This is a genomic window from Streptomyces sp. NPDC059256, from assembly GCF_042753785.1.
Lineage (GTDB): Bacteria > Actinomycetota > Actinomycetes > Streptomycetales > Streptomycetaceae > Streptomyces.
In genome coordinates this window covers 532,208-557,529 of sequence record NZ_JBHYZO010000001.1, presented here as the reverse complement: position 1 = coordinate 557,529, position 25,322 = coordinate 532,208, and the positions used below count along the sequence as shown (strand labels likewise).

Sequence of the window (25,322 nt, the reverse complement as noted above, 5' to 3'; positions counted from 1 at the left end):
GCTCCGCTGCTCGGACACCACGGTGTTCGAGCAGCGGAGCCGTGTCCGCACTGCGCCATGTCCGCACTACAGGGCGGCTCGGGTCCGCTCCAACAGCCGGATGACCGATTCGTCCGCCACATCAGCCACCTCGTCGTAGGCGTACCAACGCAGGTCCAGGGACTCTTCGCTGATCCGGACGGCCGAACCGGGCGGCGCCAGTGCGGCGAACTGCACATCCAGATGCCAGTTGCACGGCGCAGGGATCGGATGCCGGTCGAGGCGTACCGGCTCCCCCGACCGCAGCAGCGTCAGGCCGTCGATGCCCGACTCCTCGGTCGCCTCCCGCAGCGCGGCCCGCGCGAGCGTCGCGTCCCCGGGCTCGCAGTGGCCACCCATCTGGAGCCACATGCCCAGCTTCTTGTGCAACGTCAGGAGCACCCGCTGTCGCTCCGGATCGATGACCAGAGCGCTCGCCGTCAGATGACCCGCTGAGCAGGACTTCCACATGGCGTCCGGGTGCGCGGACAGATGGTCCAGATACGTCTGCCGCAGCTCGTACTGGTCCCCGTATCCCTTCAGGACCACCACGGCGTCGTCATGCAGGCTCACCGGCCCGAGCCGCCCTGGCCATCCGCAGGGTCATCGCCCGACTGATCGCCCTTCGTGTCTCCGATGTCGGTGCTGTCGGTGCTGTTGGTGGTTTCGTTGGTGCCGTCGCTCTCGGGGGTGGTGCCACCGGCGCCGGTACCGCCGCGGGAGGCCGCCTCGCCGAGCATCTTGTCCAACTCGGAGAAGTCCATCTGCTCGCGGTGGACAAAACCATCGGGGTCATCGAGGTCGGTTGCGGTCGGCAGCATGTCCGGGTGCTCCCACAGTGCGTCGCGCCCGTCCATCCCACGGGCGTCGGTCAGGGAGGCCCACAGCCGCGAGGCGTCCCGCAGCCGGCGGGGACGCAGCTGGAGACCGATCAACGTGGCGAAGGTCTGCTCGGCCGGACCGCCCGAGGCACGACGCCTGCGCAATGTCTCGCGCAGAGCACCGGCCGACGTCAGCCGGGTCGCCGCCGCCTCGTGCACCACGGCGTCCACCCAGCCCTCGACCAGCGCGAGAGCCGTTTCCAGACGGGCCAGCGCCGCCTTCTGCTGCGGTGTGTCCTCCGGCTGGAACATGCCCTGCTGGAGAGCCTCCTGCAACTGCTCGGGATGCGTCGGGTCGAACTGCCCGACGACGTCCTCCAGCTTCGACGTATCGACCTTGATCCCGCGGGCGTACCCCTCGACCGCGCCGAACAGGTGCGAGCGCAACCAGGGCACATGGGCGAAGAGGCGCTGGTGGGCCGCCTCGCGCAGAGCCAGATAGAGCCGCACCTCATCCTTGGGCACGCCCAGGTCCTTGCCGAGCGCCGCGATGTTCAGCGGCAGGAGAGCCGCCTTCCCCGCGGGGCCCAGCGGCAGACCGATGTCGGTCGAGCCGACCACCTCGCCCGCCAGCACGCCCACGGCCTGACCGATCTGCTGGCCGAACATGGCTCCGCCCATGGAGCGCATCATCCCGAGCAGCGGACCCGCCATGGCCTGCATCTCCTCGGGCAGCACATCGCCCATGGCCACACCGACCCGCTCGGCAACCGGGTCGACCAGCTGCTGCCAGGCAGGCAGGGTCGCCTCGACCCACTCGGCGCGACTCCACGCCACCGAAGTCGTCGCACCGGACGGCAGCGACGTCGCACCATCCAGCCAGACGTCCGCCAGTCGCAGCGCCTCATCGACCGCGGTGCGGTCACCGGGGCTCACGCTCTCGTCCTTGGTGCCGTCAGACGTGCCCTGGGAGACCGTCTGCCGGGCGATCTGCTTCGCCATGTCCCAGTTCACCGGGCCACCCTCGTAGCTCAGCATCTGGCCCAGCTGCTGGAAGGCCGCGCCCAGGTCATTGGGGTTGAGCGAGCCGAACATGGCGGCGAAGGGATTGTCCGCACCTCCGTCCCCGCCTCCGAAGCCGAATCCGAAAGGATTGGCAGGTGAAGGGCCACCGGCGCCGTGGCCACCGCCGGCGGGATCGCCCTTCTTGCCCTTGTCGCCGTCGTCCGGCTCCTCCGGCGGAAGGCCGAATCCGAATGGGGTGTCACTCACGGGTTTCCTCGGCTCGTAGGGCCACCGGCTCCGGGCCGGCGGCGAATGCCCAGTGTTCACCACCCAGCGTAGACATCCGGGCCCGCCAATGGGCTCGGTGCTTCACTGACTCGTGGCCTGCGGCAGGATGGACGCCACCTGTACGTACGTGTCATTCGCTTACGTACTGAAGACAACCGCTGGAGACACCTGGTGAGTTCCCCAGATCCGCAGGTTCGCGGAGCGCGAAACCGCTCAACCCCGACCCCGGGCGAGGGGCCATCGGGCCGTGGTCCCATCGTCGCGATCACCGGTGCCGCCACCGGCATCGGTGATCTTCTCGCCCGACGACTGGCCGCGTCAGAGGAGGTCAAGGAGGTCATCGCCATCGATGAGCGCCGCGGTGAGGTCGCCGAGGCGCAGTGGCACATCCTGGATGTACGAGATCCGGCCATCGCGGAGAAGCTGCGCGGGGCCGATGTCGTCGTGCACCTGGCACTTGACCTCGATCTGGAGACCGATGCCGCCGCACGTACTGCGTATAACGTACGCGGTACACAGACCGTGCTCACGGCGGCTGCTGCCGCGGGCGTGCACCGGGTCGTCCTGTGCACATCGGCCATGGTGTACGGAGCGCTCCCCGACAATGACATTCCGCTGTCGGAGGACGCCGAGCTGCGCGCCACCGCCGAGGCGACGGGCGTCGGTGATCTCCTGGAGATCGAACGGCTCGCCCGGCGCGCGCCCCGAGCCCATCCCGGGCTCAATGTGACGGTGGTCAGGCCCACGGTGCTGGTCGGCGGCACCGACACCGCTCTCACCCGCTACTTCGAGTCCCCCCGCCTGCTCGTGGTGGCCGGATCGCGTCCCGCGTGGCAGTTCTGTCATGTCGAAGACCTGGTCAGCGCGCTGGAGTACGCGGCGCTTGAGAAGGTCGAAGGCGAGCTCGCCGTGGGGTGCGACGGCTGGCTGGAGCAGGACGACGTCGAGGAGCTCAGCGGCATCCGACGGATGGAGTTGCCCTCGGCCGTCGCCCTGGGGGCTGCTGCCAGGCTGCACCGCATCGGACTGACCCCCTCACCCGCCGGCGACCTCGCGTACACGATGCATCCGTGGGTCGTCAGCGTGAGCCGTCTCCACGACGCCGGCTGGCGTCCGCAGTGGACCAACGAGGAGGTTCTCGCCGCTCTCCTCGACGAAGTGGAGGGTCGTCACACCGTCGCGGGACGCCGTCTCGGCCGCAAGGACGCGACCGCTGCGGGAGCCGCCGGGGCGACGGTCGCCCTGCTGGGTACGGCCGCGCTCGTGCGTCGCGCCCGCAAGGCGCGCCGACGGCTGTAGCTGGGGTTCGGGCAAACCCGGTACGGTTCCCGGGCCCGGCCTCGGCGACCCTCGGTGTCCTGCGCTGTCGGTGGCGTGGGGCACGATGAGTGCATGGCCACTACGTACGACCACCCCGGTGAGCGGGCGGCGGAGGATCCCGTCCGGCTCATCGCGGTCCGTGACACCCCCCTGTCCCTGGACGAGGTCTTCGCCGCCGTCAGCGATGAGTCGGCGGGCGGCACCGCGCTGTTCGTCGGCACCGTGCGCGACCACGACGGCGGAGCGGACGTCGCGGAACTCGGGTACTCCTCCCACCCCTCGGCGGAGGCCGAGCTGAGGCGGGTCGCGGAGAAGGTGGCCGCCGAGTTCCCGGTGCGGGCGATCGCCGCCGTCCACCGGGTGGGCGATCTGCGGATCGGCGACCTCGCGGTGGTCGCCGCAGTCTCGTGTGCCCACCGGGCCGAGGCGTTCGCGGCCTGCCGCAAGCTCATCGACGACCTCAAGCGGGACGTCCCCATCTGGAAGCACCAGACCTTCACCAACGGCACCGAGCAATGGGTTGGCGCATAGCGCGGTCAAAATCGGGGTGGTGGTCAGGCGGCGGGTGGGGCGGGGTGCGTAGCGCCGTCTTCTGTGGGGTGGTGGTCGGGTGACGGGTAGGGGGGGGTGCGTAGCGCCGTCTTCTGTGGGGTGGTGGTCGGGTGACGGGTGGGCGGTTGGCTTCTTGTACTCCTTGAGGCGTACACGGTTGGGCCTTTCGGTGTACGCCGAGCCTTCCGCGGTTCCCGTACGGTTGAGGTGCCGGGCGTTGGAAGGCGGCGTCGTCCTGATGGCGACTCCGTGGTCGGGCCCGGTCGGCAGCGGTGTGGCGAACGGCGTGTGGGGGCTTGGTCCCTCGCATCCACGACGGCGTTTCGCGGTGGCATGGGGGAAAGATCGCAAGTGAAACCCCTACGGCATCCAAGCGCCCGATTTGCGTAACCGCCCCCCTGCCACGAGCGTTGAACGTGCAGATGGCTAATCTGCTGATCACTCGGTTGCTTGTTCATGGGGTAGGGAGGCCGCGATGGCAGCACTCGCCTGGTTGTTGATTCCGCTTTTCGCTGTTGTCGGTGCTGCGATATGGGGCGGCTGGGCCTCCCGGAACCGCACCACCGGTGATGTGGCCGAACTGGCCGGCTACGCTCGCTTCCGGGATGCGATGGAGAAGGCGGACTCCGGCGGTGGCCGCGCCTCCTAGCCGCATCTTCCCGCCGAGCTGATCCACCTCCGGTCCGTTGTGCAGGGGCTTGTCGATCGCCCCTGGTCGGACCGGCCCCGACAGTGCAGGGACGGGCCTGTCCCGTACTGTCGTTCCATGCCACGCCGCACTGCGACGATGCTCGCGTCGACCCTCCTCTTCATTGCGCTGCTGTGCGCAGGGGTGCTTCTTCCCGTGCCGTACTCGGAGATGTCGCCCGGCCCGACGGTGAACACCCTGGGGGACGCACGCGGCGAGCCCGTACTGGACATCGAGGGACGGCAGACCTACCCGACGACCGGTCATCTCAATATGACAACGGTCCGGGTCACGGGTGCGGACTACCGCATGAACATCGTGGAGACGGTTTACGGCTGGCTGGCTCATGACAATGTCGTTGTGCCGCACGACACCCTCTATCCGGACGGCAAGACGGAAGAGCAGTCCACCCAGGAGAACGCCGAGGAGTTCACCCAGTCGCAGGAGAGCGCCAAGGTCGCTGCGCTGAAGCAGTTGAAGATCCCGGTGAAGATGCGTGTCCTCGTGGCGTCCGTCCGCAAGGACAGCCCGGCGGAGGGTCGGCTGCACGCCGGCGATCTGATTCGGGCGGTCGACGGAAAGCCCGTCAAGGAGCCCGGCGACGTCGCCAAACTGGTCACCCAGCGCAAGCCCGGTGACCGGGTCGTCTTCACGATCGTGCCCGCGAAGGATGCGGCAGCCGCGGAGAAGGCGCGCAAGGAGCCGACCACCACCCGCAATGTCACGATCACAACGGTTCCCGCGCCCGGGCAGAGCGACCGGCCGATCGTCGGCATCGAGGCGGGCACCGACCACACGTTCCCCTTCACCATCGACATCAATCTCGCCGATGTCGGAGGCCCCAGCGCAGGATTGATGTTCGCCCTGGGCATCGTCGACAAGCTGACCCCGGAGAATCTGACCGGTGGGAAGTTCGTGGCGGGAACCGGCACGATCGACGACGACGGGAAGGTCGGCCCGATCGGCGGAATCGAAATGAAACTGGTGGGAGCGCGCCAGGCCGGGGCCCAGTTCTTCCTGACCCCGAGCGACAACTGCGCGACCGCGGTATCGGATGTTCCGGACGGGTTGACCCTGGTGAAGGTGGAGACCATGGCCGATGCGACCAGGTCCCTGGAGAAGATCAAGTCCGGGAAGACCTCGGACCTGCCCCGCTGCTCAGTCGGCTGACCGACGAGGTTGCATGGCCGGCCGGGCCGCTCCCCAGCCGCCCGGCCGACGAACCGCACACGGATGTCGGCAACCGACTGTCGACGAGCAGTGCGGCAGTAGCCCATGAACCAGAGCGGTCCGACCTGCACCGGCCGGACCCGCCACGCCCTGTTGGGCCGCGGCGAAGACCGGCCGATGACGGCCCCTGATACTGCATCGAGCCGCTACGCCTCGAAGGTCGCCGAGAGTGCCTCCGCCAGCCCGGGCACCAGATCCGATCCGGTCAGGACCTCTCGCGAAGAGTCCTTGTCCCGCAGGCGCAGCGCCGACTCACGCGTCCCGTCGCGCAACACCGCCACCGTCATCCGTACTTCCTGGCGGTCCGGGTGGGCGGCCACCCACTGCGCCAGCGACGCATCGTCGAGTCCCTGCGGAACCGCGGCCTCGGCCGACGACGGAAGCATCTGACGCTCCACCGTCAAGGCGCAGCCGGCGACCGCATCCGGCCAGGCGATCGTGGCGAGGAACTCGTCCAGCGGCTTGCCCGCCGGGATCTCCTCCTGCTCGATCGGCGTCAGGGGTGCGGCGGCGTCGTCCCCGTCGAGCCCCAGCTGCGCCGCCAGTCCGGGTTCCTGGACGCGCAGCTTGGTCGTGTCGACGAGCGCGAACAGTCGCGCAGGCTGATCCCAGCCAAGGCCCGATGCGTATTCGTCGATCTCCAGGACGGCGCGGGTCAACGGGGTGGCCGCGATCGGCCCGGAAGGAACACCGGCGGAGCTGCCGGAATCGGCCCCACCAGGTGCGTTGGTGCTCTTGGCGGCTCCGGATGCGGACCCGGACGACGACGGGTCGGCGGGCGGATCGGAGGGGGCGGAAGAAGAAACATTGGACATGCCCAATATCCTGCCTCCTTCTGGCCCCGGGATGGGAACTAGGTAAAGCCTCAGTAAGTTGCACAAGTGGGCTCTACGATCGCGGGGCCCAGCTTGGCACGACCGCGTCCATGACCCACATGGCCGCTACCTCTACACAACCGCGAACTTCGAGGTGCGCACGTTGGCTTTCCAGATGCCGGACCGCGGCGGAGGCCCCCCGACCGGGCCACGGATCAGAGTAGGCCGGCCGTCCCGCCGCGTCCGCACCCTGCTGATGACGCTGGGTGTGCTGGCGGTCCTGGCGATGGCGTTCGTCATGTTCGCCGGCTTTTGGACCGACTGGCTGTGGTACCGATCCGTTGACTACTCATCGGTGTTCACCACCACTTTGTGGACCAAGGTCGGGCTCTTCGCCGTCTTCGGTCTGTTGATGGCGCTCGCCGTCGGGGTGAACATCTGGCTGGCGCACCGGCTGCGCCCGCCGCTGAGCGCCATGTCGTTGGAGCAGCAGAGCCTCGACCGGTACCGCATGGGCATCGCCCCGTACAAGAAGTGGGTGCTCCTTGCGATCACCGCTCTGGTCGGGTTGATCGCAGGTGCCTCCGCGACCGGTCAGTGGCGCACCTGGCTGATGTGGGTCAACGGTGTCGCCTTCGGCGAGAAGGATCCCGAGTTCGGTCTGGACGTGGCGTTCTATGCGTTCGACCTGCCGTGGTACCGGTTCCTGCTCGGCTTCGGCTTCGCTGCGGCCGTCCTCTCGCTGATCGCCGCCGCACTGACCCACTACCTCTACGGCGGGCTGCGCATCACCAGCCCCGGGGCCCGCGCGACCGCCGCCGCCACCGGACACCTCTCGGTGCTGCTCGGCCTCTTCGTCTCCCTGAAGGCCGTGGCGTACTGGCTCGACCGGTACGGGCTCGCGGTGAAGTCCAGCGACTTCAAGGCCACGGGGAACTGGACGGGCCTGCGGTACGTCGACGCCAACGCCTACCTCCCGGCGAAGACGATCCTGTTCTGCATCGCCGTGATCTGCGCCCTGCTCTTCTTCGCCACGCTGTGGCGGCGCACCTGGCAGTTGCCGGTGATCGGGTTCGGGCTGATGGTCCTCTCGGCGATCCTCATCGGTGGCCTCTACCCGGCCATCGTGCAGAAGTTCCAGGTCCAGCCGAACGAGCAGGCCAAGGAAAGCCCGTACATCCAGAAGAACATCGATGCCACCCGCAAGGCGTACGGCATCGACAGCACGAAGGCCGAGGACTACAAGGGCAAGGGCGACCCGACCCGCAGGTCCCAGCAGCGGGAGGACGCCAAGTCCGCCGCGAGCTACCGCGTCGTCGACTCCAACGTCGTCTCGCCGGCCTTCCAGCAGCTCCAGCAGGAGCGGAAGTACTACCAGTTCCCGGACACGCTGGACGTCGACCGCTACCCCGGCCCGGACGGGAAGCCGCAGGACACCGTCATCGGTCTGCGGGAGCTCGACATCGAGGGCATCCCCAAGCGGAACTGGATCAACGACCACTTCACCTACACCCATGGTTACGGCGCGATCGCGGCCAAGGGCACGAGCGTGGTCAGCGACCCCAACAAGGGCACGGTCGGATCGCCTGACTTCACCGAATCCGGAATGCCCACCAAGGGGCAGCTCGGTTCGTACGAGCAGAAGATCTACTACGGCGAGAAGACCGAGCAGTACTCGATCGTCGGTGGTCCGCAGAAGGAACTGGACTACGAGGCCAGCACCGGGCCGACCAAGTACACGAGCTATCAGGGCAAGAGCGGCGTGAGCCTCTCCAGCGCCTTGAACAGGGCCGCCTACGCGGTGTCGTTCAGCGAGCCGCAGCTCTTCTACTCCGGCGCCGTCGGCGACGGGTCGAGGATCCTGTACAACCGCACCCCCAAGGAGCGCGTCGAGGCCGTCGCACCCTGGCTGACCATCGACGGCGACGCCTATCCGGCCGTGGTCGACGGCCGCATCCAGTGGATCGTCGACGCCTACACCACGACCAACGGCTACCCCTACGCATCGCGTACGACGCTCGGGGACACCACGACCGACTCGCTGACCACCAACCAGCGCGCCGTGGTCGCCCAGCAGAACCAGGTCAACTACATCCGCAACTCGGTGAAGGCCACCGTCGACGCCTACGACGGCAAGGTCAAGCTGTACCAGTGGGACACCAAGGACCCGGTCCTCAAGACCTGGATGAAGGCGTTCCCCGGCACGGTGAAGGCGAAGAGCGAGATCTCGTCCGAGTTGAAGTCGCACCTGCGGTATCCGCAGGACATGTTCAAGGTGCAGCGCGAACTGCTCACCCGCTACCACGTCACCGAGCCCGAGCAGTTCTACAGCGGCAGTGACGCCTGGCAGGTGCCGGACGACCCGACGAACAAGGACAGCAGTGCGGTGCCCCCGTACTACCTGAGCCTGAAGATGCCGGGTGAGAAGGAGCAGAAGTTCTCGCTGACGACGACGTTCACCCCGGCCGGTCGCCCCAACCTCGGTGCGTACATGGCCGTGGACGCCGACGCCAACAGCGATAGCTACGGCTCGATGAGACTGCTCAGAGTCACGGAGACGGTCCAAGGGCCCTCTCAGGTGCAGTCCGAGTTGAACGGTGTGCCAGAGGTCGCCACGTTCGTCCGCGACCTCAGAGGCACCGACTCCGACATCGAGTACGGCAATCTGCTGACGATCCCCCTGGACGGCGGGTTCCTCTACGTCGAACCGGTCTACGCCCGAGGTGGCAGTGCCAACTACCCGCTGTTGCGGAAGGTGGCCGTCGCCTACGGCGGAGGCAAACCCGTCTTCAAGGACAGCCTGCCGGAGGCGCTCAACGCGGTCTTCGGCGAGGAGGGCACCGAGGAGCCGACCACGCCACCGGGCGAGGAACCCACCAAGCCGACACCCGACCCGACGGCGCCACCCGCCACGGGTGACGCGGCCCTGAAGGCGGCCATCAGCGACGTCGTCAAGGCACAGGCCGAGATGGACGCGCTGTTGGAGAAGGATCCGAAGGACCGGGAGGGCTACGGCAGGGCCCAGGACAAGCTGGAAGCCGCCATCGAGCGTCTCGCGGCTGCCCAGGGCCGACCGAGTACGACTCCGCCGCCGAAGTCACCAGCCCCCTCGCCGTCCACGTCGACCTAGTCGCGCAGACGGTCCCCGTCCCATGGGTACGCCCCGTGGGGCGGGGTGGGCAGAGGCGGCGACAGCCGCTCTGATCAGGCAACATCCCGCGCCGTGATAGTGTGTGAACACAACGACGCGGGGTGGAGCAGCTCGGTAGCTCGCTGGGCTCATAACCCAGAGGTCGCAGGTTCAAATCCTGTCCCCGCTACTGAAATAAAGAGGGCCCGAATCCTTTGAGGATCCGGGCCCTCTTTATGCGTATGTGATCACGTGGGGAACTGCGCGTGGCGTGCTGCGAGTTGGCTCAGTAAGTGTTTGACTTGTCTCTCTGTGGGCATGTCGACAAAACGCTGAAGTGACCTCACTGGCTGCGGTATACCAGGTGTACGCGGGTTGCGGGTGGTGCGACGATGGAATTTATGGGGGACAGGGCGACTCTGTTGAAGACAGGGCGGTTTGTGCAGCGAAATGCCGTAAATGCAGCGGATGCAACGAGTTCCGCTGCTGACAGCATCGCCAGCACCACCGCCCACCCCGCCATGCGCCATCCCGCCTCCCTCGGCGCGGGCCCTGTCGGCCCCGTCGACCATGAGGACGCCAACGGGCCAACGGTGACTGCCGAGTCCGCGGACGCGGTGGAGAGTGCCGAGACGGAGGAGCGCTACCGACGGGCCGCCGCCGACGGCGACACGGCCGCCATGAGCCTGCTGGGCGCCGCCCTGTTGCGCCGTGGCGACCTCGATGGCGCGGAACCCCATCTGCGCGGCGCGACCGCCGACGGAGACCGTGCCGCAGCCAACAACCTGGGCGTCCTCCTCCACCAGCGGGGCTACGCGGACGAGGCGGCGGCCTGGTGGCGCGTGGCCGCCGTCGCCGGATCCGCGGCGGCAGCCCATGCCCTGGGCCGCCACTTCCGGGAACGCGGTGACGAGCCCGCTGCCGAGTACTGGCTGCGCCAGTCCGCGGAACAGGGCCATGCCCTGGGCGCGTACGCACTGGCGGACCTGCTGGAACACCGTGGTGAGAAGGGCGCCGAGCGCTGGCTGCGCTCGGCCGCCGAACAAGGGCACCGGGAGGCGGCCTATCGGCTCGCCCGGGCGCTGGAGTCACGTGCTGCGGAGGAGACACGGCCGGCAGGCGCAGCGGAGTTGATGCTGGGAGGCGGTCGAGCCCTTCCGGCGCGATCGGGCGAGGGCGGCACCGTAGGCGTGCACGGCGACCGGTCGCCACGGGACGCTGGCCATGGCAGCGCTTCCCGGGGCGGAGCGCGCGCTGCGGGACAGAGCGCGCGCCCGGCAGACCGCGGCGATGACCCGGACCAGACGTCGAGCAGCGCGACGAACCTCGTGCTGACCACCCTCGACGAGGCCGCCCAGTGGTACCGCCAGGCCGCCGCACGTGGACATCGGCGGGCTGCCCTGCACCTCGGGTCGATCCTGGAGCGGCGCGGTGAGCTCAAGGAGGCCGGCCGCTGGTATCTGAGTGCCGCCAAGGACGGTGAGGCCAGGGCGGCCTGTGCGCTCGCCTTCCTGCTCCGGGACGCCGGCGACGAGGAGAGCGCCGCCGTCTGGTGGCTGCGGGCCGCCCAGGACGGCGACGGGAACGCGGCCAACGCTCTCGGCGCCCTCCACGCGGCCCGTGGTGAGCCGCAGACCGCCGAGCGCTGGTACCGCGCCGCCCTGACGGCCGGCGATGTGAACGGCGCCTACAACCTCGGTCTGCTCTGCGCCGCGCAGGACCGCATCGCCCAGGCCGAGCAGTGGTACCGGCAGGCTGCCTACGCGGGTCACCGCGAGGCGGCCAACGCACTCGCCGTCCTGCTGCTCCAGGCGGGCGACCTGGTGGGCGCCGAGCCCTGGTTCTCCAAGGCGGCCGAGGCGGGAAGCGTCGACGCCGCCTTCAACCTGGGCATCCTCTACGTCGGCCGGGACGATGACCGTACGGCGCTGACCTGGTACGAGAGGGCCGCTTCTGCCGGGCACACGGAGGCCGCGCTCCAGGTCGGCATCGCCTTGCTCAGGGACGGCGACGAACTGGCCGCCGAGCGTCATCTGCGCTGCGCGGCCGGTGGCGGCAGTGCCGAGGCGGCGTTCCGGCTCGCCACTTTGCTGGACGCCCGACAGCCGCCTCCGGGCGCGCCGGCGCTCGGAGAGTCGCTGGCGGAGAAGACCGAGTGCGAGGAGTGGTACGAGCGGGCCGCCGAACAGGGGCACCGCCGTGCGCAGGTGAGGGTCGGGATGCTCGCCGCCGCCCGGGGGGACATGACCGATGCGGCCCGCTGGTACCGGGAGGCGGCATCGGCGGGCAGCCGCAACGGCGCGTTCAACCTGGGCCTGCTGCTGGCCCGTGAGGGCAATGAGCGTGAGGCAGCCCTGTGGTGGACCCGCGCGGCGCGGGCCGGGCACGGCCGAGCGGCCCTGCGCCTCGCGCTCCTCGCGGCCCGCCGCGGAGAGCTCTCCGAGGGGCAGCGCTGGTGCGCTCGCGCGGTGGAGCTCGGGCCCGCCGAGGTCGCCGAGCGCGCCGCACGGCTGCGGGAGGCACTCCATCAGGAACTCACGGCGTAGCGCCCGCCATAAGAGCGGACGGGCGGTTGGCCACCGGTCCACCGGTCCAGCAGGTCGTGGCTGACACAGGGCCGTCGTCCGTCCGGAGGGCGCGGTCTGTGGCGTCCGGTGCTCCCCTCGGCATGCCAGCGGTGGACCCACGTGTGTGCTGTGGCCGTGACACGCCCATCTCCGTGGCCACGTGGGCAACGGGACGGCCCGTGAGGACACGTTCGACCAGGATCCGCCTGCCGTGAACGGTCAGCTGGCTGTCGTGAACGATCAGCGGGCATTGCGGTGAGACACGAAGACCTCCGTGTGTGGTGCGGCTTGGACACCTCCACCCCACCGGAGGTCGTCGCCATGATCAAGACCCGGGACCGTCAACAACGCTCATGATCAATGCACCTGGCCCGGGGCCAACCAGTCGGCGCCGTACGGAACACAGCCCGTCAGCATCGACGCCCCTGACCGCTCGGGCCGCTGGGCTGCTGGGGGGTGCCGTGATCAGTCCTGTGCGCAACGATCCGGAGCCCGGTCCGCCGTTGGCTCGATCGTGTGCAGCCGTGCGAACGGAACGACGGAGGCGAGCGCGAGCGCGATCACCCCCATGAGGACGAGGGCGAGCCAGGCGCCGGACCGCTCGATGACGATTCCTGCCGCTGCGGACGCCAGCGATGCACCGAGGTTCACCGATGTGTTGATCCATGTCGATGCTTCCGTCCGACCGGATACCGGAACGAGGGTGTCGGCAATGAGGTATCCGGTGATGAGGGACGGGGCGAGGAAGAGGCCGACGAGGGCGAGGCCCGCGGCGAAGAGAGCGAGCGTGTCGAGTTGCGACACGAGCACCGCGGCAAGACCCATGCTCACGCACAGGACGAACAGCCTCCCGCCGATTCCCCCCTTCAGGTCCAGCTGTCCGTAGAGAAGACCTCCGATGGCACTCCCGGCGGCGAACGCCGCCAGCAGCCAGCCCGAAGCGGCGACAGCATCATGTTGCGCGGCGACCGCGGGTGCTGCGATCTCCGCGACACCCAGCACACCACCGACGCCCAACAGGACGATCAGCACCCTGACGAACCCCGGTTGCCGCAGCGGGCGATCGCCTCGCGCGCCACTGCCTCCCCTTCCGCGCAGCGCCCGTGACGACGCACTGGACGTCATCGCCGCGGTGCCGCCGAGAACCGCTGCCGCGGTCACCCAGAGCCCGACGCCGGGAGAGCCGGCCACGATGACCGCGGTGATGATGACGGGACCGCCGACGAAGAGGAGCTCTTCACAGACCGCGTCGATGCTGAATGCCTTGGTCCGCTGATCACCTGCCGTCGTGATCGAGGCCCAGACCATGCGCATCGCCGCGCCCAGGGGCGGTGCGCTCAGTCCGACCGCCGCACTGAGGACGAGGAACCAGAAGGCCGCGATCCCTTCGGCTTCCGTGAGGAGCGCGAGAGCGATGAAGCCCGTGGCTTGGCCCGAGGCCATGGTGGTGAGCGCGGTCCGTTGCCCGAACCGATCGACGGCCCGGGCACGCCAGGGGGCGGCGATGACGTTGGCGATTCCGAAGGCGGCTGTGGCGAAACCGGCCTGGGCGTAGGAACCCGTACCTTCCTGGACGGCGAGGAGGAGGGCGAGACCGCCCATGGCGAGAGCGGACCGACCGATCAGGGCGGGGAGGAAGGCGCGAAGCGCGCCGGGAAGGAGAAGCACTGCGAGCACGAAGGGGCTCCGATGATGTGCGACCGACGGCAAAGGCGAGGCCGTCGGGAATCTGACGGCCATCGAGGTCCGGAGGGCAGGAGAGAGAGCACCCTCAACGGATCAGAACCTGGACGGGAGAGAACCAGGACCGTCAGATGAACATCACGATGAACACCCGGGAAGGGTAGCAACCGCGGCCCCCACACCCCCGGGGCGATTCCGCCGCCCCCATCTCGGCGGCGACCCCTGGATGAGGGCGTCTCGGTAGCGGCGCGCCGTGCGGAGCCTGGTCCGCTCAGGTCGTTCGACCTGGTCCGAGCGGGGAGAGGGAGGCAGGAGCGGGCTCCCGTGAATGGATTTGCTCTGGTCGACGGGGGCAGCGTAAGGTTGGGTTCATCGCCGCGGGGTGGAGCAGCTCGGTAGCTCGCTGGGCTCATAACCCAGAGGTCGCAGGTTCAAATCCTGTCCCCGCTACTGAAACGAAGGCCCGGACTCTTCTGAGTCCGGGCCTTCGTCATGCGTGGGAAGTCGACCCGTGAGGAACCACGCTCATCGGGATCGGATGCGGCGGGCCGAGGCCGGCGCCGGGGAGAGCGGCCGATCGCGCTGTTCGTCGTGGGGGAGTGCGGCTGGGACAGGTGGTCCCGGCTGTTCGGATCAGGCGCCCGCGCATCCCGGACAGAGGCCGCGATAGGTGACCTCGACGTCCGAGATGGTGAAGCCGAAGCGCTCCGAGTCCGGGAGGTCGGCCAGCGGATTGCCCGAGGGGTGGACATCACGGATCGCTCCGCACCTGCCGCAGACCAGGTGCTGGTGCGGCCGGTGCGCATTGGGGTCGTACCGCTTGGCGCGGCGATCGGTGGCCACTTCCAGCACCTCGCCGAGGGAGACCATCTCACCGAGGGTGTTGTAGACGGTCGCCCGGGAGATCTCCGGCAACTTGGCGACAGCCCGAGCATGCACCTCGTCGGCGGTCAGATGGACGTGATCGCCGTCGAGGACCTCTGCGACGACACGCCGCTGTGCAGTCATGCGCCAGCCGCGCCCACGAAGCCGTTCCAACAGGTCACTCATAAGGCTCAGCCTAGCAGCGGGATCGCCTGATCCCGAATGGGTGTGACTTTGGATGTTCACTTGACTTAGACAAAGTCCATCGTAGGATCGGCTTCGATACAAGCAAGGGTCAGGAACGCAAGGACGCAGGAGGCGCACGTGACGCAGGGACCGCTCACTACGGAGGCCGGGGCGCCGGTCGCCGACAATCAGAACAGCGAGACCGCGGGCGTCGGCGGTCCTGTTCTCGTCCAGGACCAGGCGCTCCTGGAGAAGCTCGCCCACTTCAACCGCGAGCGCATCCCGGAGCGCGTGGTGCACGCCCGCGGGGCCGGTGCGTACGGGACCTTCACCGTCACCGCCGATGTCTCGCAGTACACGCGCGCCGCGTTCCTCTCCGAGGTCGGCAAGGAGACCGAAACCTTCCTGCGCTTCTCGACAGTGGCTGGGAACCTCGGTTCGGCCGACGCGGTTCGCGACCCCCGGGGCTTCGCGCTGAAGTTCTACACCGAAGAGGGCAACTACGACCTCGTCGGGAACAACACCCCGGTGTTCTTCATCAAGGACGCCATCAAGTTCCCGGACTTCATCCACACCCAGAAGCGCGACCCCTACACGGGCTCCCAGGAGGCCGACAACGTATGGGACTTCTGGGGTCTGTCGCCCGAGTCGACCCACCAGGTGACCTGGCTCTTCGGCGACCGGGGCATCCCCGCCACCCTGCGCCACATGAACGGGTACGGCTCCCACACCTTCCAGTGGAACAACGCCAACGGCGAGGTCTTCTGGGTGAAGTACCACTTCAAGACCGACCAGGGCATCAAGAACCTCACCCAGGCAGAGGCCAACCTCCTCGCCGGTGAGGACCCGGACAGCCACCAGCGCGATCTGCGGGAGTCCATCGAGCGGGGCGAGTTCCCCTCCTGGACCGTGCAGGTGCAGATCATGCCCGCGGCGGATGCGGCGACGTACCGCTTCAACCCGTTCGACCTCACCAAGGTGTGGCCGCACGAGGACTACCCGCCGATCGAGATCGGCAAGTTGGAGCTCAACCGCAACCCGGAGAACGTCTTCGCCGAGGTCGAGCAGTCCATCTTCTCGCCCGCCCACTTCGTGCCGGGCATCGGGCCGTCCCCGGACAAGATGCTCCAGGGCCGTCTCTTCGCCTACGGCGACGCCCACCGCTACCGCGTCGGGATCAACGCCGACCACCTACCGGTGAACCGCCCGCACGCCACCGAGGCGCGGACCAACAGCCGTGATGGATTCCTCTACGACGGCCGTCACCAGGGCGCGAAGAACTACGAGCCCAACAGCTTCGGCGGTCCGTTCCAGACCGACAAGCCGCTGTGGTCGGCCACCCCGGTCTCCGGCGCCACCGGAAACCACGAGGCTCCGAGCCATGCCGAGGACAACGACTTCGTCCAGGCGGGCAATCTCTACCGGCTGATGTCCGAGGACGAGAGGGGCCGGCTGATCGAGAACCTCTCCGGCTTTATCGCCAAGGTCTCGCGCGACGACATCGCCGAGCGTGCGATCAACAACTTCCGTCAGGCCGACGGAGACTTCGGCAAGCGGCTCGAAGCCGCCGTTCAGGCCCTGCGCGGCTGAAACGCGCTTGCCGTGTGAGCGGGAAGGCCGGACCCCTGTCCAGGGAGGTCCGGCCTTCTCTTGTGCGCGGTCGTTCCGCGGTCGTTCCGCGGTCGTTCCAGGGACGCGTTCTCCCGGAACGGCCGGGTCGGTCGCCCGGATCGTCGGACAGTACGTCAGGGCGGATCGGTCGGTACGGACCGGTGGCCTCGCTGTGCGCACAGGGAAGCCACCGGTCCGGTCACGTCGTACGGATCGGTCGGTACGGATGGGAGTCGTGGCCCTTGCGCAGTGCTGCGTTCATCGCGCGGTCGGGCCGTCCGGTCGAGGGTGTCGTTCGGTCGGCGCCGATGGTGATCGATGCCGTGGGGGCGGTTGCAGTCCCCGGCCGTGCTGTGGTCGGCCGTGGTGGGTGGCCCTGGTCGCGGTCGCTCCGTGCTCGGGTCGGCGTGCACGGCGGTCGTACCGCGAAGGGCCGGGGGCCTTGGGCGATCCTCGCCACCGGCGAGTCCGCGGAAGGCCCCGCTATCCGACGAGCGCCGCCCTTTGGCGGCGCACGGGAGCCCAGCAACGGATGATGTCGCGGACGGAGACGATGCCCACCGGCCCCGCGCTGTCGAGGACGACGAGATGACGGAAGCCACCATGGGCCATGGCTTCCGCCGCCTCCTCCAGCGTCCACGAAGGTGCCGCGAAGACGACGTCGGTAGTGGTGTGGGCGCCGGCGGTTTCTCGATCGGGGTTCTCCCCGATCCCCACCGACTTCAGGATGTCGCGCTCGGTCAGGATGCCCACGCCCCCGGCGTCACCGTCGAGGACGACGGCTGCGCCGACTCTACGGGCGGCCATCAGGCCGGCGGCCTGACGGAGCGTGTGGGTGGGTCCGATGGTGAGGACCACCGTGCTCATGGCGTCACGGACGAGCATGGATGGAGCCACCTCCTTGAGGGATTCGGGCCTCTTGCGGCCCTCGGGTGAACCCGTGCGTGAGCCCTTAGAGAAAGAATTCACAAGTTCACAAGAGGGTCGACTTTCAGAGTCGCAGCCTTGGGGAGGGGCAGCAAGGGGGTGTGCACGACTGGTTCTGAGACCTGAGGGGGGCCGTCCGGTTAGGCGATCTTCGAGATCTCGGGCCTCGGGCGCAGGACGATCTCCAGTGGCGGGGCCGGGGCATGCGCGCCGAACGCCCGCCGCCCGGGATGCCCGGCGACTAGGGCGCCGGCGCGGCGGGCCGGCCCAACCCGCAAGCTCCGAACCGGCGCAGGGCGATGACGGCGCCCGTCCAGTCCGATCCCCCGTCCAGCCCGATCCCCCGACACGTTCGTTCGCCCAGTGAGCACAGACGGCCCGTCAGGCGGCGGGCCTGTCAGACAGCGGGCTCGTTGGGCTCGGCGCGATCAGCTCTGTCCGTGCAGATAGCCGAGCAGGTCGGCGTGGAGCAGCCCGTTGGACGCGGCGCCGTTTCCGCTGTGCGGCCCGGGGCGGCCGTCCAACCCCGTGAAGGAGCCGCCCGCCTCCGTGACGATGACGGCGTTGGCCGCCATGTCCCAGAGCGAGAGCTCCGGCTCGGCGCAGATGTCGATCGAGCCTTCCGCCACCATCATGTACGGCCAGAAGTCGCCGTAGCCGCGGGTCCGCCAGCAGGCACGGGTCAGATCCAGGAAGCCGTCCAGTCGGCCCTGCTCCTCCCAGCCGCTCAGCGACGAGTAGGCGAAGGAGGCGTCACCGATGGAGCTGACCTGGGAGACCTGAAGTCTGCTCGCCGAGGTCAGGGAGCGGCCCGTATAGGCTCCGCCACCCTGGGCCGCCCACCAGCGACGCCCGAGTGCCGGTGCCGAGACGACCCCGACCACGGGCTGGAAACCGCCCTCGCCCTGCACCATCAGTGAGATCAACGTGGCCCAGACCGGCACACCGCGGACGTAGTTCTTGGTTCCGTCGATCGGGTCGATCACCCAGCGCCGCGGACCCGTGCCCTCGATGCCGTATTCCTCGCCGAGGACCGCGTCGCGCGGTCTGGCCCGCTGGAGTTGCCCGCGGACCAACTCCTCCGCGGCCTTGTCCGCCTCGCTCACCGGTGTCATGTCCGGCTTGGTCTCGACCTTGAGGTCCAGGGCCTTGAACCGATCCATCGTCGCGGCGTCGGCGGCGTCCGCAAGGACATGGGCGAGACGGAGATCGTCGTGGTAGTCGGGCATGCCCTCACCCTATCGGGGTGCCCCGGGCATGATCGCGGCGAGCGCAGTCCGGCGTCCACAGCGGCCGGATGGCGGCCGGCCTGGGCCGGACCGTCGCCCTTGACACCCCAGGACCGCGCCCCAAGTCTGGGTAAAGAGCCGTACGCGGGACCGGACGCCTGATCCGGGGCCCCGCAGCCGGGGAGGCGATGTGCCGTCAGCCCGAGAGTCCCTGCTCAACGCCGCCCTCGAAGCCCTGGCCCAACGGCCGTGGTCCGCGGTGCGGATGGTGGATGTCGCAGCCGCCGCCGGTCTGTCCCGCCAGACGCTCTACAACGAATTCGGGAGCAAGGACGGGCTGGCGCGGGCCTTGGTGCGGCGCGAGGCCGACGCCTATCTCCAGGGCGTCGACCGACTCCTGGCCGCTGCCGTTCCGGGAGACTTCCCCGACGTGGGCCATCGGCGTCGGGAGGCTCTCGCCGAGTGGACGATCCAAGAGGCGAGCGAGAACCGGCTGCTGCGCGCCCTTCTCACCGGCTGCTGGGGCGATCGGCTTCCCGAGCCGAGGATTTCCCCTGACGGCGGACCCGCCGACGCCTGCCCGCTGACACCTGGTGCGATGGTCGCCCTGGTGCGGGATCGCCTCTGCGCCACTCTGGCGGCGGACGGTTTCGACTGCGCCGTGCCCCGGGAGTCGCCCGACTCTGCTCACGGCTGCGAGTTCGCGGTCCGGCTCACCCTGTCCCATGTCGTCGCCCCGGCTCCGGTGGGGCAGGCCCGTATCGCCGTGGGTCCGCCGCTCTGTCCGGTCGCAGACTGATCTCGAAGTTCGCGTACTCGGGAACTCAGTGGGGTTGGTGCGCTCAGTGTGCCGAGCCCGACAACTGGAGCCCGATGACACCGATGATCACGAATGAGATCGAGACGATCTTGAGCGCGGAGACCACGTCGTCCAGGAACACCATGCCGTAGATCGCCGTACCCGCAGCACCGATCCCCGTCCACACCGCGTACGCCGGGCCCACGTCGAGCTTCTTCAGCGCGAGGGTTAACAATCCGAAGCTGCCGAGGGCGAAGGCGGCGAAGGCGATGGTCGGCCAGAGGCGGGTGAACCCGTGGGAGAGCTTCAGACAGACGGCGAACCCCGTCTCCAGGATTCCGGCGACCACCACGAGCAGCCACGCCATCGCGCCTCCAACAGTCGGTGACTGCTTCGTGAGACTTCATCAGTCTTCAATGGACTTCGTCGGACTTGATGTGATTATGCCCGTATCGATATCCGAAGACCGCCAATGCGCGCTTTAGTCGCCCTCGCGTCGCTCACGGGTCGACAGCAGCCGTCGCAGCGAGTACAGCCGGGCGGGATCGGCGTGGCCCTCGGCCACCCAGGCGTCGAGGGCGCAGTCCGGCTCGTCATGGCTACAGGAGCGGGGACAGTTCGCCGTACCCGGTTCGAGGTCGGGAAAGGCGAGGATCACCCGGGACGGATCCACATGGTGCAGCCCGAACGAGCGCACTCCGGGAGTGTCGATCACCCAGCCGCCCTTCTCGTCCGCGAGGGGGAGGGCGAGCGCCGATGTGGTGGTGTGCCGGCCCCGGCCCGTGACCGCGTTGACATGACCGGTCGAGCGCCGACGCTCCTCCGGTACCAGGGCATTGACCAGCGTCGTCTTGCCGACGCCCGAGTGCCCCACGAAGGCGGTCGTACGTCCTGACAGATGCTCACGCATCAACCCGGCCGCGACGCCGTCGCCGAACTCCTCCCGACTGGTCACCACATGCGGGACGCCCAGTGCCCCGTACATCTCCAGGAGTTCGTCCGCGGACGCCAGGTCCGACTTGGTGAGGACGAGCAGGGGAGTGAGACCGCCGTCGTACGCGGCGACAAGACAGCGGTCGATCAGCCGGGGGCGCGGTTCGGGGTCGGCGAGGGCGGTCACGATGGCCAACTGGTCGGCGTTGGCGACGACGACCCGCTCATAGGGATCGTCGTCGTCGGCGGTGCGGCGGAGCACGGAGGACCGTGCACCGATGCGGACGATACGAGCCAGGGTGTCCTTGTCCCCGGAGAGATCACCGACGATGGAGACCCGATCGCCGACGACCGCCGCCTTGCGGCCCAGTTCACGGGCCTTCATGGCGTGGATGATCCGGTCGTCGACGAGGCAGGTCAGCCGTCCGCGGTCCACGGTGAGGACCATGCCCTCGCTGGCGTCCTCGTGCTTGGGGCGGATGTTGGTCCGCGGTCGGTTGCCCTTGCGGTTGGGGCGGACGCGTACGTCGTCCTCGTCGGGGTTCTTGCCGTAGCGCCGCATCTCAGATCCCGTTCAGTTTCCCGCTCCGAGCATGTCTGCCCACATTCGCGGGAAGTCGGGCAGGGTCTTCGCGGTGGTCGCCACGTTCTCGATCTGGACGCCGTCGACGGCGAGCCCGATCACCGAGCCCGCGGTGGCCATCCGGTGGTCGTCGTAGGTGTGGAACACGCCACCGCGCAGGGGGCGGGGTCGGATGTGGAGGCCGTCCTCGGTCTCCGTGACATCGCCACCCAGCTCGTTGATCTCCTTGGTGAGCGCGGCCAGCCGGTCCGTCTCGTGCAGACGCAGATGCGCCACGCCCCGCAGGGTGGACGGTGAGTCGGCCAGCGCCGCGACCGCGGCGATCACCGGGGTGAGCTCACCGACCTCCCCGAGATCCACATCGATGCCGTGGATCCGGCCGGTGCCGGTGAAGGTGAGACCCGCGTCCGTCAACTCGTAGGAACCGCCCATGTCCGTGAAGATCGTGCGCAGGGCGTCGCCTGGCTGGGTGGTGCGCTCGGGCCAGTCCGGGATGGTGACCCGGCCGCCGGTGATCAGAGCGGCTGCGAGGAACGGCTGGGCGTTGGAGAGATCCGGTTCGATCGTGACATCGCGACCCAGGACGGCCGAGGGGGAGACCCGCCAGACGTTGGGCTCGCCGCCGGTCTCCGGCTCGTCCACCTGTGCTCCCACGGCGCGCAGCATGTCGACGGTCATACGGATGTGGGGCATGGACGGCAGGGTGGTGCCGATGTGCCGCACCTCCACGCCCTGGTTGAAACGGGGCGCCGAGAGCAGCAGTGCGGAGACGAACTGCGAGGACGACGAGGCGTCGATCTCCACCGGGCCACCGTCGAGCGCTCCACCGCCGTGGACGGTCAGCGGGAGCGCGCCGCGCCCTTCGTCGTCGATGCGGGCGCCGAGGGCCCGTAGGGCGTCGATCACGCCGTGGAGGGGGCGCTCGTACGACCGGGGGTCGCCGTCGAAGCGGATCGGCCCGTCGGCGAGGGTGGCGACGGGGGGGAGGAAGCGCATCACCGTGCCGGCGTTGCCGACGTCGACGGTGGCGGGACCATGGAGCCCAGCCGGGATGACCCGCCAGACCTCGCCCTCGCCATCCGCGCCGACGCCCTCTTCGATGCCGACGCCCAGCGCGCGCAGCGACTGGGCCATCAGCAGACTGTCGCGGGACCGCAGGGGGCGGCGCAACCAGCCGGGCTCCGCAGCGAGTGCGGCGAGCACCAGGGCGCGGTTGGTGACCGATTTCGATCCGGGCACGGTCACCGTCGCCTCGACGGCTTGGGTCGCGAGCGGGGCGGGCCAGAGGGCAGGGTGCACGGAGGCTTCGGTCATGGTCTTTACTTTAGTGGCTCCGGGACGGCCGCCCGTTTGATCAAATGCTGGCGAAACCGTGCACCACTCCTACAGGTCCAGCAGCCAGCGCCCGCCGCCGATCAGCGAGCAGGCCGCCACCGCGTGGAACAGGAACAGCCACAGGACGGCCGGCGCATGGGTGAGCCGGGCCAGTTGATCGGCGTCGGAGTCGGGTGCTCCACCGTGGCGGCGCTTGACCTGGAGTTCGAAGGACGGGCGTACGCCTCCGAGCAGGAGGAACCAGACGGCGGTGTAGGCGAAGGCCGCCTGGACCTCGGAGCCGGCCAGCCAGGAGATCAGCAGGAAGGCTGCGCCGGTGAGGATCACCGTCAGGGCGCCGTAGGCGTTGCGGATCATGACGAGCAGCAGCAGGAGCAGCGCCGTGGCCAGCCACAGGAGCAGGGTGATGTGCCCGGCTGCGAGCAGCCAGGCACCGCCGAGGCCAAGGAGGGGCGGGGCGGTGTAGCCGGCGGCTGCGGTGAGGATCATGCCGAGGCCGGTGGGTTTGCCGCGGCTGACGGTCAGCCCGCTGGTGTCCGAGTGCAGCCGGATGCCCTCCAGGCTGCGGCCGGTCAGCAGGGCGATCAGGCCGTGGCCGCCCTCGTGGGCGATGGTGATGGCGTTGCGGGACAGTCGCCACAGGGGACGCGGTGCCACGGCGGTGAGCGCGAGCACCGCGGTGGCTATGACGAGCCACTGTTCGGGGGCGGGCTGGGTGCTGATGACCCGGTCCCAGAGATCACTGAGTGATCGCCCGATGGAGTCGGCGGCCAGTACCGGGTCCGTCCCGCCCTCGGGCGCGGAGGAGGCCAGGGGTTCACGGGAAGCGGAATGGATCTTATCCATTTCTGGGGCGGCTCCTTGGACGGCGTTCCGAAGTGGCAGTGTTGCAGTTATGTGCGGACGGTATGCGGCGAGTCGTAAGCCCGAGGACCTGGTGGAGGTCTTCGGCGTGGAGCAGTGGGAGCCGAAGGAGACCTTGGCGCCCGACTGGAACGTGGCCCCGACCAAAGAGGTCTACGCGATCCTCGAACGCCCTCTGAAAGACGCCGATGACCCGCGTCCGGTTCGCCAGCTGCGCACCTTGAAGTGGGGTCTTGTGCCGTCCTGGGCGAAGAATCCCGAGGGGGCCGCCCGGATGATCAATGCCCGGTCCGAGACCGTGCACGAAAAGCCCTCCTTCCGTCGCCCCTTCGCCTCGCGCCGCTGCATCCTGCCCGCCGACGGGTACTACGAGTGGGTCACCGGCGTCGACGAACGGCAGCTGGAGGAGGCGGGGAAGAAGAAGCGGCCCCGCAAGCAGCCGTACTTCGTCACTCCCGCGGACGGCTCGGTCTTCGCGATGGCGGGCCTGTACGAGTTCTGGCGGGACCGCACCCTCCCCGATGAGCACCCCCGGGCCTGGTGGGTCACCTGCACCGTGCTCACGACCGAGGCGGAGCAGGGGCCGCTGGGGGTGGCGCCGGCCGACGGTCCGCGGTCCCTGGCGGACATCCACCCCCGGATGCCGCTGATGCTGACCCCGGACCGCTGGGACGACTGGTTGGACCCCTCGCGCACGGACCCGGAGCAGTTGAAGGCGCTGTTGGAGCCGCCGCCCGAGGGGCTGATGCGGGCCTACGCCGTTCCCACGGCCGTCAGCAATGTCCGCAACAACGGGCCGGAACTGCTGGCGGAGCTGGCCGCGCCGGAGGAGAGCACGCTGTTCTGACCCGCTCGGACCTGCGGTGTCCCCTTCCGACTCGACCCGGTCGGGGTGGTCCTGCCCGGTGTGGGCACCGGTGCGGGGCAGGATGGGTGCGTGAACCACCGCCGCACCAGTTCCCCCGCGACCCGTACGCGCGAGCACGCAGGACCGGGCGTCGCCGCCGTGTCGAAGGGCGCGAACGCCAAGAACGCGACTGACACCACCGAGTCTGCGCAGGCGGGAGCGGCCGTGAACCCAGGGAAAGCAGCGAGTGCCCTGCCGGCCCCGAGCACCGAGCTGGTGGAGACCGATACCGGGACCGCGCGCATCAGCTGGCACCACGCCGCGCACCCCCGTCTGGTGCTCGCCCTCGGCCATGGCGCCGGCGGCGGTGTCCACGCCCGCGATCTGGTGGGCCTCGCCGCCGCGCTGCCCCCGCACGGAGTGAGCGTCGCCCTCGTGGAGCAACCCTGGCGCGTGGCGGGCAAGAAGGTCGCCCCCGCCCCCGCCACCCTCGACCGTGGATGGCGGGGCGCCTGGCCCACCCTGTGCGGACCCGGCCTTCCCGTCGTCGCCGCGGGACGCAGCGCGGGGGCCCGGGTGGCCTGTCGGCTGGCCGCGGAGCTCGATGCCGCCGCCGTCCTCGCCCTGGCCTTCCCCCTCCATCCGCCGGGACGTCCGGAGCGTTCCCGGGCGGCGGAACTCCTCGGCACCGAGGTCCCCACGCTCGTCGTCCAGGGCGCCCGTGACCCCTTCGGCACTCCGGAGGAGTTCCCCGAAGGCGCGTACACGATCACTCGGATCCCCGACGCCGATCATGCCTTTGCCGTACCCAAGCGCTCCGGCCGCACCGAACAGGACACCGTGACGCTCATCACCGAAGCCGTACGGGATTGGCTCCGCCCCCTGTTGGCCGAGGCGTGAAGAGGACGGGAATGCCGGGTGCCCCGGGTCTGTTGCAGCGGATGTCAGGACCTGAGTCATCCGAGCTCGGAGTAGGGAGTACCTCGCATGAGTTCGACCATCTGCCCCCGCCGTACGCACAGCGCTG

21 protein-coding genes, 2 tRNA genes and 1 pseudogene are annotated in these 25,322 nt (G+C 69.2%); 12 read left to right on the top strand and 12 right to left on the bottom strand.

What is annotated here, in order from left to right; translation table 11 throughout:
- Positions 1-66: 66 nt before the first annotated feature.
- Positions 67-591 (bottom strand): NUDIX hydrolase, encoded by a 525-nt coding sequence (locus tag ACFXJL_RS02375; RefSeq protein WP_384688536.1) that lies wholly within the window; start codon positions 589-591, stop codon positions 67-69.
- Complete coding sequence (locus ACFXJL_RS02370) at positions 588-2,111, bottom strand: zinc-dependent metalloprotease (RefSeq protein ID WP_358876122.1); 1,524 nt, start codon at positions 2,109-2,111, stop codon at positions 588-590. The genes ACFXJL_RS02375 and ACFXJL_RS02370 overlap by 4 nt, the downstream gene beginning before the upstream one ends.
- Positions 2,112-2,303: 192 nt before the next feature.
- Here ACFXJL_RS02370 and ACFXJL_RS02365 point away from each other — a divergent pair, with 192 nt between their 5' ends.
- From ACFXJL_RS02365 to ACFXJL_RS02350, 4 genes are all read left to right on the top strand, one after another.
- A complete protein-coding gene (locus ACFXJL_RS02365) occupies positions 2,304-3,431 on the top strand; it encodes an SDR family oxidoreductase (protein ID WP_358876121.1) in 1,128 nt (375 codons plus the stop codon).
- A gap of 93 nt (positions 3,432-3,524) precedes the next feature.
- Positions 3,525-3,983, top strand: coding sequence for a molybdenum cofactor biosynthesis protein MoaE (locus ACFXJL_RS02360; protein WP_384688531.1), 459 nt, complete (start codon positions 3,525-3,527; stop codon positions 3,981-3,983).
- A gap of 496 nt (positions 3,984-4,479) precedes the next feature.
- Positions 4,480-4,653, top strand: a complete 174-nt coding sequence (locus ACFXJL_RS02355) for a hypothetical protein (RefSeq protein WP_329023115.1) — start codon at positions 4,480-4,482, stop codon at positions 4,651-4,653.
- 117 nt (positions 4,654-4,770) lie between these two features.
- Positions 4,771-5,862 (top strand): PDZ domain-containing protein, encoded by a 1,092-nt coding sequence (locus ACFXJL_RS02350; protein ID WP_384688528.1) that lies wholly within the window; start codon positions 4,771-4,773, stop codon positions 5,860-5,862.
- Positions 5,863-6,068: 206 nt separating this feature from the next.
- On the opposite strand, the gene ACFXJL_RS02345 is transcribed toward ACFXJL_RS02350, so the two are convergent.
- Complete coding sequence (locus ACFXJL_RS02345; protein WP_384631307.1) at positions 6,069-6,737, bottom strand: PPA1309 family protein; 669 nt, start codon at positions 6,735-6,737, stop codon at positions 6,069-6,071.
- Positions 6,738-6,912: 175 nt separating this feature from the next.
- Between ACFXJL_RS02345 and ACFXJL_RS02340 the strand changes: the two genes are divergently transcribed.
- The 3 genes from ACFXJL_RS02340 to ACFXJL_RS02330 all read left to right on the top strand — a co-directional run bounded on the left by ACFXJL_RS02340 (position 6,913) and on the right by ACFXJL_RS02330 (position 12,413).
- A complete protein-coding gene (locus tag ACFXJL_RS02340; protein ID WP_384631871.1) occupies positions 6,913-9,867 on the top strand; it encodes a UPF0182 family protein in 2,955 nt (984 codons plus the stop codon).
- A gap of 116 nt (positions 9,868-9,983) precedes the next feature.
- Positions 9,984-10,057: transfer RNA gene (locus ACFXJL_RS02335), tRNA-Met, on the top strand.
- Between the two features lie 202 nt (positions 10,058-10,259).
- On the top strand, positions 10,260-12,413 hold the full coding sequence (locus tag ACFXJL_RS02330) for a sel1 repeat family protein (protein WP_384688525.1): 2,154 nt from the start codon (positions 10,260-10,262) through the stop codon (positions 12,411-12,413).
- 68 nt (positions 12,414-12,481) lie between these two features.
- On the opposite strand, the pseudogene ACFXJL_RS02325 reads toward ACFXJL_RS02330, so the two are convergent.
- Positions 12,482-12,678 (bottom strand): annotated as a pseudogene (locus ACFXJL_RS02325) (helix-turn-helix domain-containing protein); the annotation flags it as partial.
- 221 nt (positions 12,679-12,899) lie between these two features.
- Entirely contained in the window at positions 12,900-14,111 is a 1,212-nt protein-coding gene (locus ACFXJL_RS02320) for an MFS transporter (RefSeq protein WP_384688522.1), read from the bottom strand.
- 382 nt (positions 14,112-14,493) lie between these two features.
- On the opposite strand from ACFXJL_RS02320, the gene ACFXJL_RS02315 reads away from it, so the two are divergent.
- Positions 14,494-14,567 (top strand) — tRNA-Met (locus ACFXJL_RS02315).
- Positions 14,568-14,750: 183 nt separating this feature from the next.
- On the opposite strand, the gene ACFXJL_RS02310 is transcribed toward ACFXJL_RS02315, so the two are convergent.
- Positions 14,751-15,167, bottom strand: a complete 417-nt coding sequence (locus tag ACFXJL_RS02310) for a transcriptional repressor (RefSeq protein WP_329023123.1) — start codon at positions 15,165-15,167, stop codon at positions 14,751-14,753.
- A 138-nt stretch (positions 15,168-15,305) separates the two neighbouring features.
- On the opposite strand from ACFXJL_RS02310, the gene ACFXJL_RS02305 reads away from it, so the two are divergent.
- Positions 15,306-16,757: a catalase gene (locus ACFXJL_RS02305; protein ID WP_358876115.1), complete on the top strand. Its 1,452-nt coding sequence runs from the start codon at positions 15,306-15,308 to the stop codon at positions 16,755-16,757.
- Between the two features lie 504 nt (positions 16,758-17,261).
- Here ACFXJL_RS02305 and ACFXJL_RS02300 read toward each other — a convergent pair.
- Complete coding sequence (locus tag ACFXJL_RS02300; protein WP_358876510.1) at positions 17,262-17,663, bottom strand: CBS domain-containing protein; 402 nt, start codon at positions 17,661-17,663, stop codon at positions 17,262-17,264.
- Positions 17,664-18,133: 470 nt separating this feature from the next.
- Positions 18,134-18,934: a histidinol-phosphatase gene (hisN, locus tag ACFXJL_RS02295; RefSeq protein WP_384688517.1), complete on the bottom strand. Its 801-nt coding sequence runs from the start codon at positions 18,932-18,934 to the stop codon at positions 18,134-18,136.
- A gap of 190 nt (positions 18,935-19,124) precedes the next feature.
- Here hisN and ACFXJL_RS02290 point away from each other — a divergent pair, with 190 nt between their 5' ends.
- Positions 19,125-19,733, top strand: coding sequence for a TetR/AcrR family transcriptional regulator (locus ACFXJL_RS02290; protein ID WP_384688514.1), 609 nt, complete (start codon positions 19,125-19,127; stop codon positions 19,731-19,733).
- Between the two features lie 43 nt (positions 19,734-19,776).
- Here ACFXJL_RS02290 and ACFXJL_RS02285 read toward each other — a convergent pair whose 3' ends face one another.
- From ACFXJL_RS02285 to ACFXJL_RS02270, 4 genes are all read right to left on the bottom strand, one after another.
- On the bottom strand, positions 19,777-20,100 hold the full coding sequence (locus tag ACFXJL_RS02285) for a multidrug efflux SMR transporter (RefSeq protein ID WP_329023131.1): 324 nt from the start codon (positions 20,098-20,100) through the stop codon (positions 19,777-19,779).
- A 114-nt stretch (positions 20,101-20,214) separates the two neighbouring features.
- Positions 20,215-21,228 (bottom strand): ribosome small subunit-dependent GTPase A, encoded by a 1,014-nt coding sequence (gene rsgA, locus ACFXJL_RS02280; RefSeq protein WP_358876111.1) that lies wholly within the window; start codon positions 21,226-21,228, stop codon positions 20,215-20,217.
- 12 nt (positions 21,229-21,240) lie between these two features.
- The gene (gene aroA / locus ACFXJL_RS02275; protein ID WP_358876110.1) at positions 21,241-22,563 is read right to left on the bottom strand and encodes a 3-phosphoshikimate 1-carboxyvinyltransferase; all 1,323 of its coding nucleotides are present in this window, start codon (positions 22,561-22,563) and stop codon (positions 21,241-21,243) included.
- A 69-nt stretch (positions 22,564-22,632) separates the two neighbouring features.
- Positions 22,633-23,430: a M50 family metallopeptidase gene (locus ACFXJL_RS02270; RefSeq protein ID WP_358876109.1), complete on the bottom strand. Its 798-nt coding sequence runs from the start codon at positions 23,428-23,430 to the stop codon at positions 22,633-22,635.
- 49 nt (positions 23,431-23,479) lie between these two features.
- Here ACFXJL_RS02270 and ACFXJL_RS02265 point away from each other — a divergent pair, with 49 nt between their 5' ends.
- Both ACFXJL_RS02265 and ACFXJL_RS02260 read left to right on the top strand, forming a co-directional pair.
- Positions 23,480-24,295: an SOS response-associated peptidase gene (locus ACFXJL_RS02265; protein WP_384631298.1), complete on the top strand. Its 816-nt coding sequence runs from the start codon at positions 23,480-23,482 to the stop codon at positions 24,293-24,295.
- Between the two features lie 225 nt (positions 24,296-24,520).
- Positions 24,521-25,195 (top strand): alpha/beta family hydrolase, encoded by a 675-nt coding sequence (locus tag ACFXJL_RS02260; protein ID WP_384689128.1) that lies wholly within the window; start codon positions 24,521-24,523, stop codon positions 25,193-25,195.
- Positions 25,196-25,322 lie beyond the last annotated feature (127 nt).